This window comes from Streptomyces shaanxiensis (assembly GCF_039537145.1).
In the GTDB taxonomy this organism is placed as follows: domain Bacteria; phylum Actinomycetota; class Actinomycetes; order Streptomycetales; family Streptomycetaceae; genus Streptomyces; species Streptomyces shaanxiensis.
On the sequence record NZ_BAAAZY010000010.1, the window covers coordinates 303,212 to 321,872 of the forward strand.

Genomic DNA, 18,661 nt, shown 5'->3' on the forward strand with positions numbered 1-18,661 from the left:
ACTCACCGTGCAGCTCTGGTCGCCCACCTTGAACGCGGTCGGTTTGGCGTTGGTCCCCGACCAGCTCCCCGTGAACCCGAAGCTCACGGACGACCCGACCGCCACGTTCCCGTTCCAGCCCACGTTCTTCGCGGTCACCGCCGATCCCGACTGCGTGTACTCGGCGTTCCACAGCTGGGAGATCCGCTGCCCGTCCGCGAAGGACCAGCCGAGTGACCAGCCGCTCCAGGCACTTGTGCCGGTGTTGGACAACCGCACGTCCGCCTGGAATCCGCCCGACCACTGGTTGGTGACCTTGTACGTCACCGCGCAGGCACCGGTCGGCGTCGGCGTGGGGTCGGTTCCGCCGCCGTCTCCGCCGCCCGTGTCCGACGTGTCGCCGTAGATGACGCCGCGGCCGTTCGTCGCCACGTACACCCGCCCGTACACCCGTGGGTCACCCGTGATGGCCGCACCCGTCCAACCCCACTGGTGGGCGTCGTCGTTGACGCGGGTCCAGGTCGCGCCCTTGTCGGTGGAGCGGAAGATGCCGCGTACGCCGCCGATCTTCGCGCTGGTGTAGAGGGTCTGGTACGACGCTCCCGTCGCCGCCTTGCCGAAGCCGATCGTGTCGGCCTGCTCGACGCCGGAGAGCTTCGTGAAGCTCGCGCCGCCGTCCGTCGAGTGCCACAACCCGTACGCACCGTCCGTCGCACCGCCGGCCAGCCACACGTCCCCCTTCACCCCGGGCAACGCCTGGAAGCGGACGCTGTCACCGCTGGGCAGGCCACTCGCGGAGCTCGTCGTGAAGGTCGCGCCGCCGTCCGAACTGACGTAGAACTTCCCCGACTTGAAGCCGTAGAAGGTCTTCGGGTCGACCCGGTCGGACTCCACGATCGCGCCCGCCGGGATCCCGCTCGACGCCTGCCAGGACGTACCGAAGCCCGTCGCGTACTGCACGCCCGCACCGGCCGGGCTCCACACGAACCGGCTGCCGTCCGACGCGGCCGCGACCGTACCGCCGCCGCTCACCCCCGAGGGGTCGGTCCCCGCGAACCAGTTGGCGCCGTTGTCCGTCGAGAACGCGATGTGCGGGCCGGAGTCGAGATTGCCGACCCGTACGACCGTGTTGGGGTTGGACTCGGCGTAGTCCAGGCTCGTCGTCGTGGTGAAGGTCGGCTGGGTGAACATCATCGACGGCACCTTGGTGAGATCCGTGTGCCGGAAGCCGCCGATGTCGCCGAGAGCGCTCAGGAGCGGGGCGCCCGACGGGGGAGAGGCGAGGTCGTTGACCGCCGTCTCCTCCAGGCCCTGCACCATCGGCCTGATGGTGAACTGGCCACCGCCGTCCCAGTTCGTGAGGTTCTCGGTGCCGTAGATCGTCGCGCCCGTCCCGTACATCATCCGGTTCGAGTCGAACGGGTCGATCTCCAGCGCCTCCGTCATCCAGCCCAGCTTCGGCGTCTGTTCGGGCGGGGAGGGGTTGGCGCCCCAGGTGAGCCACGGCGACGACGAGACGTCCATCGTGTAGCGGTTCGCGCGGTTGGGATACGACGTGTAGTCCCACGCCTTCGTCCAGGTGCCGCCGCTGTCCGTCGAGCGGAAGATCTGCGTGTCCGGCCACCAGGAGCTGTACGCCGTCGCCATCACCGTGCCCGGCTTCTGCCGGTCGACGGTCAGTCCGCTGAAGCCGTAGTAGGTGTCGGCCTCCGCGACCGGGCTGATGTCCGTCCAGGTGCCGCTCGCCGTCGCGTACCGCCACAGCCGGCCCTTGCCGCCGTCGTACGGCCCGCCCTTGTCGCTGTAGGCGAGATAGAGGTAGCCGTTCGCCGCGTCCAGGACGCCCTTGTGGGCCAGGTATCCGGTCGGCTGCCCGGCGAGGCGCGACCAGGTCGCGCCCGCGTCGGTCGACCGGTACACGGCGTTGTCCTTGTCGGCGACCCCGACGTAGATGGTCTTCGTCGCGTTCCCGGACGTCCCCGTGGACTCGTCGAAGGTGACCCAGACGATGCCCTGGTTGTCGCTCGCGTATCCGCTGGTGTCGCTCGGATCCTGCACGTAGTTCCCGACGTTGGGGAAGTTCGCCACCTGCGACCAGGTCACCCCGGAGTCGGTCGACCGCCACAGCCCCTTGCCGCTGGGCGCGCCCAGGTACAGCACGCTGTTCCTGTTCGGGTCGACCGCCAGCCGCTCGCCCATGCCACGGCCGGGCATGTTGCCGCCCAGCTTGAACGGCAGCGCGGCCTTCTGCCAGCTCGCGCCCCGGTCGGCCGAGCGCATGACCGCGCCGTTCCCCGGGTCCCAGCTGTTGGTGTACGTCCCGACCGCCGCGTACACCTTGTCCGGGTCCACGGAGTCGGACGCCAGGCTCACCACGCCCGTGTGCCCCCAGTCGTCCCAGCCGACCGAGTCCAGCAGCGGCGTCCAGGTCTTCGTCGACTGCTGCCAGCGGTAGGCGCCGCCGATGTCGGTGCGGGCGTAGGCGAGGTTCTTCTCCGAGCGGTTGAAGACGATGCCGGGCACGAAACCGCCGCCGTCGATACGGGCGTTCTTCCACGTGTAGGTGTCGGCGGCGAGCGTCACCTTCGAGGCGCTGTCGGCGGCCAGCGCGGGCGGGCTGCCCGCGAGCAGGCCGGCCGCGAGCGCCAGCACGGCCGTGAGGATGCGGGTTCTTCGCACGGGGGGTCCTTTCCGGGATGTGGGGGAGGGAGAGGAAACCGCGACCGCGATGGCAAGCGCTTGCTATCGATCGCGAGAGTAGCCGGGCGACCCCCAGTGCGGGAGGGGGCCGCCCGGCGAATCGGCCTCGCCGTCAGGTGACGAGACCACGCACGCGGAACCTTCAAGCGGTCCCGCAAGAACGCCGTGAGCTGCCACGCCCCTTGTCTTTTAGGGGCGCGGGGAACTGCGCGACCAGCCACAGCGGACCGGCAGGCAAGTCACAGCCCTCTCGCGGAGCGCTTGGCGGGGGCTGTTTATTCGAGAAGCTCCGCGTACGAACCCATGGCCAAGGCAATGTCCGCCTGGGCCCAGAACCGGTGATATGTGAACGACGGCGCCGCACCGCCCGCGAGATACGCCTCGATCTTCGACCAGGCCGGGTCGTCCTCGTAGAACGAGCGGATCGAGTCGAACGTCGACGACGAGTTGATCGCGTCGCCGTTCGGCATGGTGCCCGTCCAGCCGCTCGGGACGTAGATCGCGTCGTCGAAGCGGTTGTAGTCGGCGCGGGTCTCCGGGACGGCGATGCCCAGGGCGTCCTGGTGGTTGTCCCACAAGCCGTCGAGGAGCGCCTTGGCCGTGGACGCGGCCGCGGTGTCACCGGAGCGGTCGGCGTAGTACGTCAGGGTCTTGGCGTACGCGGCCGCCACGCCGACGTCGTTGGTGTAGTCGGCGACGGTGACGTGAAGTCCGTTGTTCGCACCGGGACTTGAGGCGTTCCAGGTGTCGGGCTGGCCCGACCACTGGAGCGTGGACGGGAACCGGAAGGTGCCGTCCGGGTTGATCGTGGTGTGGGACAGCGCCCAGTCGACCCACTTGTCGAGGACGGCCTTCGCGGCCGCGTTCCCCGTCTGCTGGTAGTACTCGGCGACCCGCTCCATCGACCACGCCTGGAAGCCGAACCACTGGTTGGACGGCGGGTCGTGGTAGACGGGCTGCTGGTCGTAGTACATGCCGTAGAAGGTCGACCTACCGGCGGGGGGCGTCGCGTACCGGCCCGCCCAACTGTTGGTCGCACCGCCCGCGATCGCGCCCTCGCTGGACTGCAGCCAGCGATAGAACTCGACCTGTCGCTCCAGGGACTTGGCCCAGTCCGCCTGCCCCGTCGCCGACTTGGGCTTCAGGTCGGCGTAGTTGGCCAGGGCGTACGCGGCCATCGGGTTCTGGTAGCCGCCGTGCGCATGGCTGGAGCCGATGCGCCAGGCCCAGCCCGCCGAGGTGTCGGTGGCGCCGCCCCAGGCGTAGTACCAGGAGAGCAGATAGTGCGAGGCGTCCTTGCCGGTGCCGGCCGGGCAGGAGGAGGCCCCGACGCAGTTGCCGACCTTCTTGAAGTACTTGTCGTACATCGCGTAGCGCAGGTAGTCGCCCATCTTCGCGGCCTTCGCCACGGTCGCGGAGATGTCGCCGCCCTTGCCCTGCTCGTCGGCCCACTTGTCGGCCCAGTACGCCGCCTGCACCGCACGCGCGTCGGCGTCCGGGGCGTTGGTGAACTTCCACTGCTTGGCGTAGGAGGCGTCACCGGTGAACAGGTCCAAGTACCCGTTCTTTCCACCGTACTTGAAGGCGTCGCAGGTCGGCTGCGGCACCGTCTCCCACACCGACTCCTGAGCGCCGCGCTGGAAGGTGTTGATGTACGACGGCCCGGTGTCCGTCGGCCCGGCCTCGCACTTGCCCGGCGAGTTGCCGTAGCCGTAGGTGTTGTCGACGTCCTGGAGCCAGTGCATGCCGTAGACGTCGTCCGTGCCGTACGCGCTCTTCAGCTCACCGGCGATCGGGTCCGAGCCGACAGAGGCCGACGCGTCGAGCTTCGCCGGGTACTCGTTGGGGGTGTCCAGCTCGGGCGCGTACGTCGCCGGCTTCGAGGCGTTGTAGAAGGAGTTCGTCGGCTGGTCGGCGTGGGTCGGGATCATGTACTTCTCCATGATCTCCCAGGCCCCGTTGAACTTGGACCAGTCGCCCGTGACCTTGCCGTACATGGCCTGCAGCCAGAGAAGGTAGCTGTAGGCCTCCGACGTGGTCTCGTGACCGTGGTCCGGTGCCTCGACGATCAGCGTCTCGACCGAGTGATACGGGATGCCCTCGGGCGAGAAGTAGCCGTTCGCCGGGTTGGTGATCTTGCCGTACAGCTCCAGGAAGCGGGCGTCGTACGCCTTCGTCGCCGCGATCTGGGTCGCCGTGACCGACGCCTTCGCGTGCCCCGTGGCCGTCGACTCGAAGGTCGCCGAGCCGGTGCCGGAAGTTGCGGCGGTGATGGTCACCTTCTGGGCGGTGTTCCAGTTCGAGGGCGTGAAGGTGAGCGAGGCGCCGCCCGTCACCGACAGACCCGAGTTACCGCTCGTGCGGGCGGTGGTGACGGTCACGTTCGCCGACGGCTGGGTCGACAGTTTGACGTCGTACGTGGCCGTCTTGCCCTGCTGGACCGGGAGTTGGGTCGGCGAGGCCACCACGGCGGGACCCGAGGCGACGGTGATGCCGACCGGCGTGGACTCCGCGGACGCGCCCAGGCTGTCGTACGCCTTCGCCAGGAGCGAATGACTGCCCACGGTCAAGCTTGAGACCGAGAGCGAGTACGGCGCCGTCGTGTCCGTGCCCAGCAGCGTGGTGTTGTCGTAGAACTCCACCTTGCTGATGGACGCGTTGTCCGCGGCCGCGGCGGTGGCCGCGAGCGGGACGGCGTCGCCCTGCGAGTAGACGGCGCCCGCCGCCGGGCTGGTCAGCACGGTGATGGGGGGTTGGTGGGCGCCCGTGCAGGACGTGCCGTTGATCGCGAAGTTCGTGGGAGCGGCGTTGGAGCCGCTGTAGGTGAACTGCGCGCCGGTGGTGACCGCGGCTCCGGCGGCGATCCGGCCGTTGTAGCCGGCGTCCTTCACCGTGATCGACTGGCCGGACTGGGACCAGGTGCCGTTCCAGCCGTTGCTGAGCTTCTGGTTGCCCGCGTAGCCGTATGTCAGGGTCCAGCCGTCGATGACATCCGTACCGCGGTTGGTGATCGTCAGGTCCGCGGTGAAGCCGGACCCCCAGTCGTTGGTCTTGTAGTCGACACTGCACTGAAGTGCCGCCGCCTGAGCGGGTGTTGAACCCGCGCTCAGCATCGTCAAGGGAAGCGCCAGGGCCGCCACGACGGCCGTCCACAACCGTCGTACGGCGCTGCGTCTGCGTGGGGGATGCACGTGCTGGTTCCTCCTCGCGGCTCGGAGAAGTCAAGGCTTGAACCAGTGGGAGCGCTCCCATAGTGGGGATGGGGGTGCGAGGGGTCAAGGTGCTTGAAGAGTCGAAAAGATTCGACGAGTTCAGTTGAGCAAAAGTCAGCAACTCCCCTGTCCTTGACCGTCACTTGGCGCTAGCTTCAAAAGCACCAGTGGGAGCGATTCCATCAGTCGACGCGTCCGCCACGGCGTGCCGGATCTGCAAGGAGTCGCTCATGCGACACCCCCCGTGTTCAGTACTTTTAGCCGTCGTCGGCACCTCCTCCTTGCCTCTTGCGCGCCCTGTACGGACGGACCGTCAGCACCCGCAACCAAGAAGGAACCCGCACTCATGAGTCGTACCAGAACTGCGATGCTCGCCGCCCTGGCGCTGGTCGCCGGGGCCTCGGGGACCGCGCTCGCCGCGGCCGCCCCCGAGGACATCGGCACGGCGGCCGTCCCCTGCACCGTCGACTACAAGGTGCAGAACCAGTGGGACACCGGCTTCACCGCCGCCGTGACGGTCACCAACCAGGGCGCCGCCAGGTCCAACTGGTCGGTGAAGTGGTCGTACGCCGGAAACCAGAAGGTCACCAGCGGCTGGAACGCGAAGATCAGCCAGAGCGGCGCCGCTGTCACCGCCACCAACGAGACCTACAACGGGACCCTGTCGACCGGCGGTTCGGTCAGCTTCGGCTTCCAGGGCTCCTACAGCGGCACCAACGCCGTCCCGGCCACCTTCACCCTCGACGGCGTGACCTGCAACGTCGACGACGGCAGTGGCGGCCCCACCGATCCGCCGGACCCCGACCCGACCGGCCCAAAGGTCGACAACCCGTACTCCGGCGCCAAGGTGTACGTGAACCCGGAGTGGTCCGCGAAGGCCGCCGCCGAACCGGGGGGCAGCCGGATCGCGGGCCAGCCGACCGGCGTGTGGCTCGACCGGATCGCCGCCATCAACGGCGTGAACGGCGGCATGGGACTGCGCGACCACCTCGACGAGGCCCTGACCCAGAAGGGCTCCGGCGAGCTGGTCGTCCAGCTGGTCATCTACAACCTGCCGGGCCGTGACTGCGCCGCACTCGCCTCCAACGGCGAGCTCGGCCCGACGGAGCTCGGCCGCTACAAGACCGAGTACATCGACCCGATCGCCGCGATCCTCGCCGACCCGAAGTACGCCGCGCTGCGGATCGTCACCACGATCGAGATCGACTCGCTGCCGAACCTCGTCACCAACACCGGCAGCCGGCCGACGGCGACCCCGCAGTGCGACGTGATGAAGGCCAACGGCAACTATCAGAAGGGCGTCGGCTACGCCCTGAACAAGCTCGGCGACGCGCCCAACGTCTACAACTACATCGACGCCGGCCACCACGGCTGGATCGGCTGGGACGACAACTTCGCCGCCAGCGCCACCGTGATGAAGGAGGCCGCCACCTCCGAGGGCGCCACCGTCAACGACGTGCACGGCTTCATCGCCAACACGGCCAACTACAGCGCCCTGAAGGAGAACAACTTCACCATCAACGACTCAGTCGGCGGCAAGTCCGTCCGCGAGTCCAAGTGGGTCGACTGGAACCGGTACGTGGACGAGCTGTCCTTCGCACAGGGCTTCCGCAACCAGCTGGTCACGACCGGGTTCAACTCCGGTATCGGCATGCTGATCGATACGTCGCGGAACGGCTGGGGCGGCAGCGCACGACCCGCCGGTCCGGGCGCGACGACCGACGTCGACACCTATGTCAGCGGCGGCCGCTACGACCGCCGCATCCACGTCGGCAACTGGTGCAACCAGGCCGGTGCCGGCCTCGGGGAGCGCCCGCAGGCCAACCCGGCGGCCGGGATCGACGCGTACGTCTGGATCAAGCCGCCGGGTGAGTCCGACGGGGCCAGCCGGGAGATCCCGAACGACGAGGGCAAGGGCTTCGACCGGATGTGCGACCCGACCTACACCGGCAACCCGCGCAACGGCAACAACATGTCCGGCTCCCTGCCGAACGCTCCGCTGTCCGGGCACTGGTTCTCGGCGCAGTTCCAGCAGTTGATGCAGAACGCCTACCCGCCGTTGTCGTAGTGCGATGACTGCGGCTGTGCGTCCGCTGTGGCTGGTCGCGCCCGCGCGGCGGAGCCGCACAGAGATACAGCCCCGCGCCCCTAGGGCGTGGCAGTCCGCCGGGGTCGGTCAGTTCTCTCTGGCCAGGCCCCGGCGGATCGCGAACTCCACCGCCGAGTAGTCGCCGTCGGCCCGCTCCAGTTCCAGCGGCGCCGTCGGGTGCAGCGGTGGCTGCGCCATGAAGCGGGGGCGGGTGCCGTGGTGGGGCTGGGCGGCGTGGACCAGGAAGGGGTGGCAGAGGTAGACGTCGCCGGGGCGGCCGGTGGCGTACGCGAGCGGGCGGTGGGCGGAGGCCTCGGCGACCTTCGGGCCCAGCTCCAGGAAGGAGGCGCCGGTCTCGCCGTACGGTGCCAGGACCGGCGGTACGTCGAGATGCGAGCCGACCCGGATGCGGGTCGGGGCGTCGTCCTCGGTGACCTCGCTGAACAGGAACAGCATCAGCAGTGAGCGGTCCCTGGAGTGCAGGTTCGTATGCGGGTGCTCGGCGCCTTCGGGCACGTAGCTGCCCTCGATGTGCCAGCCCGCGTCGTCCGGTTCCTCCTCGTGCGGGAACCGCAGCGGGAAGCTGCCCAGCGAGTAACGCGACTGCCAGCGGTCCTCACCCACCAGCACATCGAAGGCCTCGTGCAGCACGGGCGTGTTCACGGCGGCCGCGAACGGGCCCTGCGCCATGTCGTACACCCAGTGCACGGGGTCCTTCCAGGTGCCCGGGTCCGCCGGGTCGTACCCCGTCTCCCGCCACAGCATCCGGGCGCAGTGCTCGGCGACGCGTGGCGGAAAAGCGCCCTCGATCCGCACGAATCCGTCCTGAAGGAAGCGCTCCACCATCTCGTCGTCCATCGGGCCATCGTGGGGGACCGGCCGTCCGGCCCGCATCCCATTTTTTTGGCCGCCCTTTTTGCCGCTACGGCAACGACACTGGCCCCGCGCCGGTGCGTCGGCGCACGCTGGCCCCATCCGAAGGAGAGGCTGGCGAGCATGGCGCACAACAACGAGGGAACCCACCACGGAGACCACCAGGCCGGACACCGTCATCACGACCACTCCGACATCGACTGGGGCGCGATGGCTCCACGCCTGGAGGCACAGGCGGAGCTGTTCACGCCCCTGTACGAGCACGCCCTGGCATGGCTGGCCAAGCGGCAGACCGAGCCGGGGCTGATCGTCGACGCGGGCAGCGGGCCCGGCGTCATCGCCTGCCTGCTCGCCGACACCTTCCCCGGTGCCCGGATCGTCGCCGTGGACGGTTCCGAGCCGCTCCTCGAGCGGGCCCGGGCCCGGGCCGAGCGGCTCGGTGTCGCCGACCGCTTCGGCGCCCTCGCCGGTGAACTCCCGGGCGTCCTGGACGACTTGGACTACCCCGCCGACCTGTTGTGGGCCGGCCGCAGCCTGCACCACCTCGGCGACCAGCGCGCGGCTCTCGCCGCGTTCGCCGCCCGCCTCACGCACGGCGGCACGCTGGCCCTGCAGGAAGGCGGCCTGCCGACCCGCTTCCTCCCGCGCGACCTCGGCTTCGGGCGGCCCGGGCTGCAGGCACGCCTCGACGTCCTGGAGGAGGAGTGGTTCGCCGCGATGCGCGCGGACCTGCCCGGCTCCGTCGCCGAAACGGAGGACTGGCCCGCCCTGCTCACCGCCGTCGGCCTCCGGCCCACCGGCACCCGCACCTTCCTCCTCGACCTGCCCGCCCCGACCACGGACCGCGCCCGTGCCTACATCGTCGACTCCCTGACCCGCACCCGCGATGCCCTCGCCGACCACCTCGACGCCGACGACCGGGCGACCCTGGACCAGCTCCTCGACCCGGACGACAAGGCGAGCGTGCACCACCGGCCGGACGTGTTCGTCCTCGCGGCGCAGACGGTGTACACGGCGGTGCGGACCAAATAGCGGCGGGGAGGATCCGGTCGAGGTCCGCGCCGACCAGCAGGGCCGTGCACAGGCAGCCGCAGAGGGGGGGCGGTCCACGTGCCGAGCCCCGGCACCCTGCGAAGTCCCTTGACTTCGAGAGCGCTCCAGCTGATCTACTCCCCCCTGTTCACCACACACAGGGGGTAACCATGACCGACTCTCCGGTCGCACTCATCACCGGCGGCGGCAGCGGCATCGGTGCCGCGGTCGCGCGGCAACTCCTCGACGCCGGTCACCGTGTCGCCGTGACCGGGCGCGGCGAGGCGCGGCTGCGCGGGTTCGCCGAGGAACTCGGGGAGCCCGAAGGCCTGTTGACGATCGTCGGGAACACGGCGGAGTACGGCGATGTCCAGGCGGCCGTCGACGCGACGCTGAAGGCCTTCGGCCGACTGGACACCGTCGTCGCCAACGCCGGTTTCGCCACCCACGACTCGGTCGCCGAGGGCGACCCGGCCGGGTGGACCGAGATGGTGCTGACCAACGTCCTCGGCCCGGCCCTGCTCATCCGCGCCTCCATCGACGCCCTCAAGGAGACCCGCGGCCGGATCGTCCTCGTCGGCAGCGTCGCCGGCTTCGTGCACGGGCCGGGCAACATCTACGGCGCGACGAAGTGGGCGGTGACCGGGCTCGCCGAGAACACCCGGCGGCAGGTCACCGAGTGGGGCGTCGGCGTGACCCTGATCGCGCCCGGCCGCGTGGAGACACCGTTCTGGGACGCCTACGGCAGCCTGCCGCCGGGCCATCTGCTCACCGCCGACCAGATCGCCGACTCCGTCGTGTGGGCCGTCCGGCAGCCCGAAGGCGTCGACGTCAACACCGTCGTCGTACGGCCGATCGGACAGCCCAACTGAGGTGAGTCCGCGGTCAGTTGCTCTGCAGGAACTCCTTCGCCAGCCTCTCGCCCAGCGACACCGCCGCGGCGTGGCTCTCGATGGGCGCGACCTTGGAGTTCCTGAAGAGGATGTACGTCACGCCGGAGCCGGTACCGCCGGTGGCGGGGTCGGGGTCGATGCCGAGGGCCTCGGCGGCGGCGTAGGAGGCCTCGCCGATGACCGCCTTGGGGCCGGTGTCGCCGACGACGGCGTACAGGACCTGGTCGCCGTGGATGACGGCGACCACGCTGCCGCCCTGGATGCCCGCCGCCTTGTGGTCCCACGTATCGCTGACGCCCGGGACGACGACGTGCGGCAGCGTGTCGGACCGCAGCGGCTTGCCGTCGGACTGGTGGAACGACGTGTCGGGCTGGAACCAGGGGTCGGTGTTCTCGTTGCAGCTGTCGGTGCGCTGGCCGTCGCAGTCGATGTCCATGTCGGCCTTCCAGAAGACGGCGCCGTGCTTGCCGCACACGGGAACGGTGGCCGGGGCCCCCTGGTCGGTGCGGTACTTGCCCTTCGAGATCTGCGCACAGGACGTCACCTTCGCGAGCAGGTCGGCCGCGCGGACGGAACCTTCCAGGGGTGGCGGTTGCGGCCTGCCGAAGGCGCTTGCGGGGAGCTGTGCGGTGGCCAGCAGCGCGGCGCCGGAGGCCGCGGTCAGAGTCAGTGTTCGTATGCGCACGAAGAACCCTTCTGTCAGGAAAGTTTCCTTATCCGCGGGTGCTGATTGCGGTGTCATGAACCCCGTAGAAGACTGGTCGTGTCGAAAGGTCTCGGACATTCGCCCCGGTTTCTGGAGGTGTCATGTTCGTACGCGCCATCTACACGACCGGCGATCCCACGAAGATCGACACGGCCATCAGAGCACTGAACACGGAAGGGCGGGACCTGCTGGAGGACCGTCCGGGGTACCGCGGAGCGAGTGTCTTCGTGGACCGGACGCTCGGAAAGCTGCTCGCGGCGAGCTGGTGGGAGACGGAGGAGGCCCGGCGCAACAGCGACGAAGTGCTGCGGGAGCGGCGGGCTGGGATGCTGGAGCCGTTCCTGGGGACACTGGCCGTCGACAACTACGAGGCGTTGGTCTTCCACCAGGTCCAGCAGCCGCATGCGGGCGCCGGACTGCGGGTCACCAGGCTGGAGTTCGACCCCAGGGACACCGACCTGCTCGCCGACACGTTCCAGGCGTCGGTGATCCCCAGGCTCGAAACCCTGCAGGGCCTGGCCCGGGCGTCCCTCCTGGTAGACCGGGAGCGGGGGCGCGGGCTGGTCGGAGTGGTCTTCGTCGACCAGGCGACCCTCGCGGCGTCCCGCGCGGGCCAGGCGGCGGCCCGGCACGAGGGTGCGGCCAAGGCTCATGTGACCGTGGTCGGGCTGGAGGAGTTCGAGGTCGTCCACACCGACGTACGCGGCGACTGAGGCGCCCCCGACGCGAAACGCGTCCGCCCGCCGCTCAGGCAGCTGAGCGGCGGGCGGACGGTCGTACCGAGGTGGGTGTCAGGCCACGTCGAACGTGGCCGGGTCCGGGCCGATCCGCCGGTCCTCGTTCAGGGCGCTGATCGCCGCGAGGTCCTCGTCGTCCAGGCTGAAGTCGAAGACCTCGATGTTCTCCTTGATCCGCGACGGCGTCACGGACTTCGGGATCACGACGTTGCCCAGCTGCAGGTGCCAGCGCAGCACGATCTGGGCCGGGGTGCGGCCGTGCTTCTGCGCGATGGCGACGATCGCCGGAACCTCCAGCAGCCCCTTGCCCTGGCCGAGCGGCGACCAGGCCTCGGTGGCGATGCCCTGCTCGGCGTGGTATTCGCGGGAGGCGTGCTGCTGCAGGTGCGGGTGCAGCTCGATCTGGTTGACCGCCGGGATGACCGACGTCTCGGCGATGAGCCGCTGAAGGTGCTCCGGAAGGAAGTTGGAGACGCCGATCGCGCGGATACGGCCGTCGGCGTGGAGCTTCTCGAAGGCCTTGTACGTGTCGACGTAGGTGCCGCGGGCCGGCAGCGGCCAGTGGATGAGGTACAGGTCGATGTACTCCAGGCCCAGCTTCTCCAGCGACACGTCGAAGGCACGCAGCGTGGAGTCGTATCCCTGGTCGCCGTTCCAGAGCTTGGTGGTGACGAAGATGTCCTCGCGCGGGACGCCGGCGCCGGCGATGGCCTTGCCGGTGCCCTCTTCATTGCCGTAGATCGCCGCTGTGTCGATGCTGCGGTACCCGGCCTCCAGCGCCGTGGTGACCGCGCGCTCCGCCTCGTCGTCCGGCACCTGCCAGACGCCGAAGCCCAGCTGGGGCATCTCGACGCCGTTGTTGAGGATGATCGGGGGGACCTTGCTGCTCACGAGCTCTTGATCCTTACGGTTGTCGTCAGGTGGTACCTCCATCGTCAACGATCACGGGCCGCGATGCATTCCTGACCGGAGAATCCGCCAGAAGCGAATCCGGGGGAAACCGATCCGCCGGAATCGGCCTCACGCCTGGTACAACGCGTCGACCTCGCCCGAGTACGCGTTCTCGATCGCCTTGCGCTTCAACTTCAGCGACGGCGTGAGCAGTCCGTGCTCCTCGGTGAACGGCTGGGCGAGGATGCGGAAGGTGCGGATCGACTCGGCCTGTGAGACAAGGGTGTTGGCGGCGACCACCGCGCGCCGCACCTCGGTCTCCAGGTCCGCGTCGCGGACCAGCTGCGCCGGCGTCATCTGCGGCTTGTCGCGCATCATCAGCCAGTGCTCGACGGCCTCCTGGTCGAGGGTGACCAGGGCCGCGATGTACGGCCGGTCGTTGCCGACGACGATGCACTGGGCGACCAGCGGATGGTCGCGGACGCGCTCCTCCAGCACGCCCGGCGAGACGCTCTTGCCGCCGGAGGTGACGAGGATCTCCTTCTTGCGGCCGGTGATGGTGAGGTAGCCGTCCTCGTCGAGGGAGCCCAGGTCGCCGGTGGCCAGCCAGCCGTCGTGCAGGGCCGCGTCGGTGGCCTTCTGGTTGTTGAGGTAGCCCTGGAAGATGTTGGCGCCGTGCAGCCAGATCTCGCCGTCGTCCGCGATGTGCACGGTCATGCCGGGGATGGGCTGGCCGACGGTGCCGTAGCGGGTGCGATAGGGCGGGTTGGCGGTCGCGGCCGCCGTGGACTCGGTGAGGCCGTACCCCTCGTAGACGTGGACGCCGGCGCCCGCGAAGAACAGGCCCAGGCGCCGGTCCATCGCCGAACCACCGGTCATCGCCTGCTTGATACGACCGCCCATCGCGGCCCGCATCTTGGAGTAGACGAGCTTGTCGAACAGCTGGTGCTGCACGCGCAGCCCCGCCGAGGGGCCGGGGCCGACGCCCCACGCCTTGGCCTCCACGGCGTCCGCGTACTTCACGGCGACCTCGACCGCCTTCTCGAACGCGCCGGCCCGGCCCTCCTTCTCGGCCTTGCGGCGGGCGGCGTTGAAGACCTTCTCGAAGATGTACGGCACGGCGAGGAAGAACGTCGGCTTGAACGCGGCCAGGTCGGGCAGCAGGGCGGCCGCGTTCATCTGCGGCTGGTGGCCGAAGCGGACCTTGCCGCGGATCGCCGCGACCTGCACCATCCGCCCGAAGACGTGCGCGAGCGGCAGGAACAGCAGGGTCGCCGCCTCGTCGCCCTTCTTGGAGTGGAACACCGGCTCCCAGCGCTGGATGACGGTGTCCGCCTCGTACATGAAGTTGCCGTGCGAGATGACACAGCCCTTGGGGCGGCCCGTCGTCCCCGAGGTGTAGATGATCGTCGCCATGGAGTCGGGGGTGACCGCCTGCCGGTGGCGGTGGACCACGTCGTCGTCGAGGGGGGCTCCGGCGTCGTACAGCTCCTGCACGGCGCCCGAGTCCAGCTGCCACAGCTGCTGCAGCCGGGGCAGCCGGTCGATGACGGTGGCGATCGTCATCGCGTGGTCCTCGTGCTCGACGATCGCCGCCGACACCTCGGCGTCGTACAGCATCCAGAAGCACTGCTCGGCCGAGGAGGTGGGGTAGATCGGCACGACCTGGGCCCCGATGGTCCACAGGGCGTAGTCGAAGAGCGTCCACTCGTACCGGGTGCGGGACATGATCGCGACGCGGTCGCCGAACCGGATGCCGCGGGCCAGGAGGCCCTTGGCCAGGGCCAGCACCTCGTCCCGGAACTCGGCGGCGGTGACGTCCCGCCACTGCCCGCTGTCGTCCTTGCGGCCGAGGGCGACATACAACGGGTCGTCCTGGGCATGCTCGAAAACGACGTCGGCCAGGCCGCCCACGGGCGGTGCCAACGCCAACGGAGGGTTGGTGAACTCGCGCAAACCCCGCTCCCCGCTCCGACTGCCTCGCTGACGCTCCGCTCAGCGCCGTGAAAGCTACCCCACCCGTCGTTGAGGCGGGAGGGGGCCGGAAATCGACGGCTGCTCAGGTATGCACTGGTCAGGGCCGGAAAATGCGCTCACATGGGGAAGGGTCGGACAGAAAACTGACGGTTGAGTAAGTTTCGGACCCGTAATCTCCACCGAATCTGTACGACCCGATTACCCGGTCCGGGCCCTGTCGATCATGCTAACCGCGGTGTGCCGTCCCCTCTTCTGTCAGCGTGAGGATGGCTGAATCCGTCACTCCGGTCTGTCCGGCGGGCGACCTCTAGCGCCGGTGCAGCCGGTCCCCGCCCGCCAGGATCGCCGCCGCCAGCGCGTCCGCCGCGCTCTGGGCCGTCGTGCGGCGTGGGCCGTGGACCAGGACGAAGTCGACGCGGCCGAGTTCCGGCAGGCCCGAGCGTTCGGCGACGCGGACCAGGCCAGGGGGGATCAGGCCCCGGGAGTGGGCCATCACGCCGAGGCCGGCGCGCGCTGCCGCGATCAGCCCGTTCAGACTCCCGCTCGTGCAGACGATCCGCCAATCCCGCCCCTGCCGTTCCAGCGCCTCCAGCGCGAGCGCCCTGGTGATCCCCGGCGGCGGATAGACGATCAGCGGCACCGGACGGTCCGGCTCCAGGCGCAGCCGCTCCGCGCCGATCCACACCAGCCGGTCGTGCCAGACCAGCTCGCCCCGCGGGTCCTCGGGGCGTCGCTTGGCCAGCACCAGGTCCAGTTTTCCGGCGGCGAGCTGCTCGTGCAGCGTGCCGGACAGCTCGACCGTCAGCTCCAGGTCGACCTCGGGGTGGTCGTAGCGGAAGCCCTCCAGGATCTCCGGCAGCCGGGTGAGCACGAAGTCCTCGGACGCGCCGAACCGGAGCCGCCCGCGCAGCCGGGTGCCGGTGAAGAACGCCGTCGCCTGGTCGTGCACCTCCAGGATCCGGCGGGCGAAGCCGAGCATCGCCTCGCCGTCCTCGGTCAGCTCCACGGAGTGGGTGTCCCGGGTGAACAGCGGCCGCCCGGTGGCGTCCTCCAGGCGTCGTACGTGCTGGCTGACGGTCGACTGGCGCAGGCCGAGCCGTCGGGCGGCCTGCGTGAAGCTCAGCGTCTGGGCCACCGCGAGGAACGTACGGAGGTGGGAGGGGTCGTACACACCGCCCAGGCTAGCCCTGTTATCGCGAACCGTGATGACAGTCAGAGTGGTATGCCGGATTCCCGATCGCTGATCGTCGGAGGACGATGGAAAGGGCACGTCCGTGTCCTGAACCTCAGGTTCAGCGAAGCGACAGCGAAGTAGTGGAGCACAGTGAAACGCCTGCAATGGCCGCGTTGGATGCCGATCGACCCGTACATCCTGCTGCTGCTCGGGACCGTCGGCCTCGCGGCCCTCCTCCCGGCGCGCGGGACGGCCTCCGACGTGGCGTCCGGTGCCTCCACGGCCGCGATCGCGTTCCTCTTCTTCCTCTACGGCGCCCGGCTGTCCACTCGTGAGGCGCTGGACGGGCTGAAGCACTGGCGGCTCCACGTCACCGTCCTGGCCTGCACCTTCGCCGTCTTCCCGCTGCTCGGCCTGGCCGCCCGCGGCCTCGTCCCGGTGGTTTTGACGCACCCGCTCTACCAGGGCCTGCTCTTCCTCACCCTCGTGCCGTCGACGATCCAGTCGTCCATAGCCTTCACCTCGATGGCGCGCGGCAACGTCCCCGCCGCGATCTGCGCGGGCTCCTTCTCCTCGCTCGTCGGCATCGTCATCACCCCCCTCCTCGCGGCGGCCGTGCTCGGCGGCAGCGCCGGCGGGTTCTCCGCCGACTCGCTGGTCAAGATCGTGCTGCAGCTGCTGGTGCCGTTCGTCGCCGGGCAGCTGCTGCGCCGCTGGATCGGCGGGTTCGTCACCCGGCACAAGAAGGTCCTCGGCCTCGTCGACCGCGGCTCGATCCTGCTGGTCGTCTACACCGCGTTCAGTGCGGGCATGGTCCAGGGCATCTGGAGCCAGGTGAGCCCGATCCGGCTGGCCGGCCTGCTCGCCGTGGAGGCGGTGCTGCTGGCCGTGATGCTGGCCCTGACGTGGTACGGCGCCAAGGCGCTGCGCTTCGACCGCGCGGACCGCATCGCGATCCAGTTCGCGGGCTCGAAGAAGTCCCTGGCGGCCGGGCTACCCATGGCGAGTGTCCTGTTCGGCGCGCACGCCTCGCTGGCCGTGCTGCCGCTGATGCTCTTCCACCAGATGCAGCTGATGGTGTGCGCGGTCATCGCCAAGCGGCGCGCCCACGACGCGGAGGCCGCCGCCACCGAGGTCGAGGCTCCCGAGCAGGTCACCGCGTCGGCGCCACCTTCAGAGACACGAACCGCGGTCGGTACAGGGACACGTTCCGGTTGAGCTGCGCCGCGGCGCCCGCCGTCTGAAGCCAGTTGACGTCGTAGCTCAGGACGAGACGCCCGTCGTCGCTCAGCTCGGGATGCGTCTGCGGGTTGTAGGCGGCAACCTGCGCGCCCTGCGGCAGCGACGGGCTGAAGTCCTTCGTCGGCCCGTGCCACGGGCCGGTCGGGGCGCAGGACCAGTACGAGGTGACGGTCGTCAGCCCCTCGGTCCCCGCGGCCATCGTGAACAGGACGTACGTCCCCCGCACCCGCGCCACCGAGAACGCACTGCCCACCCCCGTGCGCTGCCCGTCCCCGAGCACCGCGCTCGGCCGGGCACCCGCCCCACCCGCCCAGGCGGAGCCGTTCCAGTACTCCCAGGCCCCCGGCTCCGCCAGCCTGCCCTCCCGCACGCGGGCGACGTAGGCCTGCGAGGCGGGCCGGGACGCGGCCTGGCCGTCGTCACCGCCGAAGACGTACGTCCAGCCGTCCTCCTCGAGCAGCGTCGTCCCGAACAGGACCCGCCGGGAGGGATCCGGCACCAGCTGCTGGTCGAAGACCTTCACCACCGACTCGACGCGCAGGTCGGGCAGCGAGAGCGTGGCGACCTCGGTGGCGGTCGGCACACCGTAGATCCAGGGGGCCTGCCCGGCCGTGCGCACCCACAGCAGCACCCGCAGGACCTGCTCGGACGAGCCGGGGGAGCGGGGCTCCACGCGGGCCGCGACCGGCCAGCGCCACTGGCCGGGGGCGGGATCGGGGAAGAGCGGGGTGGCCAGGGTGCGCTCCAGGCGGCCGTCGCGCATGACGACGGCCGAGTTGCGCACCAGGGGAGCGGTCGTGTCCCGCCAGGTGAAGGACTCGCCGAACGGATTGGGCGGGGCGTACACCTGGCCGAGATAGGTGTCCGAGAACAGCCACAGCAGCCGCCCGTCCGGCAGCCGCACGGAGTGCGTCCCGTCGCCGCCGGTCCAGTCGTCGCCGCGGGAGGGATCGTCGCCGTAGCGGGAGAACTCGGCGTTGAGATCCTTCTCGGCCGACCAGGACGCGACCGAGTGCGGTGCACACGCGCCACCGCCCTCCCGTTCGCCGTCGTCCGGGAGGGCGGTGAGCAGCACGGCCGCGAGAACCAGGGCCAGCAGGATGCCGAGGCCGGTTCCCGTGCGCTGCCGTGCTCGTGCGTCGTCGGGCACGGGAGG

The 18,661-nt window shown here is 69.8% G+C and carries 13 protein-coding genes; 5 read left to right on the top strand and 8 right to left on the bottom strand.

Going from position 1 to position 18,661, the window contains the following annotated elements:
• Positions 1–2,658, bottom strand: a 2,658-nt coding sequence (locus tag ABD932_RS15475; RefSeq protein WP_345012922.1) for a cellulose binding domain-containing protein, incomplete at its 3' end; no start/stop codon positions are given.
• Between the two features lie 296 nt (positions 2,659–2,954).
• Complete coding sequence (locus tag ABD932_RS15480) at positions 2,955–5,870, bottom strand: glycoside hydrolase family 48 protein (protein WP_345012924.1); 2,916 nt, start codon at positions 5,868–5,870, stop codon at positions 2,955–2,957.
• Between the two features lie 367 nt (positions 5,871–6,237).
• Here ABD932_RS15480 and ABD932_RS15485 point away from each other — a divergent pair, with 367 nt between their 5' ends.
• A complete protein-coding gene (locus ABD932_RS15485; RefSeq protein WP_345012926.1) occupies positions 6,238–7,959 on the top strand; it encodes a glycoside hydrolase family 6 protein in 1,722 nt (573 codons plus the stop codon).
• A gap of 108 nt (positions 7,960–8,067) precedes the next feature.
• Here ABD932_RS15485 and ABD932_RS15490 read toward each other — a convergent pair whose 3' ends face one another.
• Positions 8,068–8,838, bottom strand: a complete 771-nt coding sequence (locus ABD932_RS15490) for a phytanoyl-CoA dioxygenase family protein (protein WP_345012928.1) — start codon at positions 8,836–8,838, stop codon at positions 8,068–8,070.
• Positions 8,839–8,976: 138 nt separating this feature from the next.
• Here ABD932_RS15490 and ABD932_RS15495 point away from each other — a divergent pair, with 138 nt between their 5' ends.
• Positions 8,977–9,885, top strand: a complete 909-nt coding sequence (locus ABD932_RS15495; protein WP_345012930.1) for a class I SAM-dependent methyltransferase — start codon at positions 8,977–8,979, stop codon at positions 9,883–9,885.
• A gap of 170 nt (positions 9,886–10,055) precedes the next feature.
• A complete protein-coding gene (locus tag ABD932_RS15500; RefSeq protein WP_345012932.1) occupies positions 10,056–10,757 on the top strand; it encodes an SDR family oxidoreductase in 702 nt (233 codons plus the stop codon).
• 13 nt (positions 10,758–10,770) lie between these two features.
• On the opposite strand, the gene ABD932_RS15505 is transcribed toward ABD932_RS15500, so the two are convergent.
• Complete coding sequence (locus tag ABD932_RS15505; protein WP_345012934.1) at positions 10,771–11,463, bottom strand: glycoside hydrolase family 75 protein; 693 nt, start codon at positions 11,461–11,463, stop codon at positions 10,771–10,773.
• 122 nt (positions 11,464–11,585) lie between these two features.
• On the opposite strand from ABD932_RS15505, the gene ABD932_RS15510 reads away from it, so the two are divergent.
• Positions 11,586–12,197, top strand: coding sequence for a hypothetical protein (locus tag ABD932_RS15510; RefSeq protein ID WP_345012936.1), 612 nt, complete (start codon positions 11,586–11,588; stop codon positions 12,195–12,197).
• Between the two features lie 78 nt (positions 12,198–12,275).
• Here the strand turns inward: ABD932_RS15510 and ABD932_RS15515 are convergent, their stop codons facing one another.
• The 3 genes from ABD932_RS15515 to ABD932_RS15525 form a co-directional block, all read right to left on the bottom strand.
• Positions 12,276–13,112 (bottom strand): aldo/keto reductase, encoded by an 837-nt coding sequence (locus ABD932_RS15515; RefSeq protein WP_345012938.1) that lies wholly within the window; start codon positions 13,110–13,112, stop codon positions 12,276–12,278.
• 129 nt (positions 13,113–13,241) lie between these two features.
• Positions 13,242–15,068, bottom strand: coding sequence for an AMP-dependent synthetase/ligase (locus tag ABD932_RS15520; RefSeq protein WP_345012940.1), 1,827 nt, complete (start codon positions 15,066–15,068; stop codon positions 13,242–13,244).
• A 328-nt stretch (positions 15,069–15,396) separates the two neighbouring features.
• Entirely contained in the window at positions 15,397–16,260 is an 864-nt protein-coding gene (locus ABD932_RS15525; RefSeq protein ID WP_345012942.1) for a LysR substrate-binding domain-containing protein, read from the bottom strand.
• A gap of 180 nt (positions 16,261–16,440) precedes the next feature.
• On the opposite strand from ABD932_RS15525, the gene ABD932_RS15530 reads away from it, so the two are divergent.
• Positions 16,441–17,481 (top strand): bile acid:sodium symporter family protein, encoded by a 1,041-nt coding sequence (locus ABD932_RS15530; RefSeq protein WP_345012944.1) that lies wholly within the window; start codon positions 16,441–16,443, stop codon positions 17,479–17,481.
• On the opposite strand, the gene ABD932_RS15535 is transcribed toward ABD932_RS15530, so the two are convergent.
• Positions 17,417–18,655, bottom strand: coding sequence for a DUF4185 domain-containing protein (locus ABD932_RS15535; protein WP_345012946.1), 1,239 nt, complete (start codon positions 18,653–18,655; stop codon positions 17,417–17,419). The genes ABD932_RS15530 and ABD932_RS15535 overlap by 65 nt on opposite strands.
• Between the last annotated feature and the right edge of the window lie 6 nt (positions 18,656–18,661).

Bases quoted from the DNA above. Each gene is read 5' to 3' on its own strand.
- ABD932_RS15485 (WP_345012926.1), top strand. From the start codon at position 6,238: ATGAGTCGTACCAGAACTGCGATGCTCGCCGCCCTGGCGCTGGTCGCC.
- ABD932_RS15490 (WP_345012928.1), bottom strand. From the start codon at position 8,838: ATGGACGACGAGATGGTGGAGCGCTTCCTTCAGGACGGATTCGTGCGG.
- ABD932_RS15495 (WP_345012930.1), top strand. From the start codon at position 8,977: ATGGCGCACAACAACGAGGGAACCCACCACGGAGACCACCAGGCCGGA.
- ABD932_RS15500 (WP_345012932.1), top strand. From the start codon at position 10,056: ATGACCGACTCTCCGGTCGCACTCATCACCGGCGGCGGCAGCGGCATC.
- ABD932_RS15510 (WP_345012936.1), top strand. From the start codon at position 11,586: ATGTTCGTACGCGCCATCTACACGACCGGCGATCCCACGAAGATCGAC.
- ABD932_RS15530 (WP_345012944.1), top strand. From the start codon at position 16,441: ATGCCGATCGACCCGTACATCCTGCTGCTGCTCGGGACCGTCGGCCTC.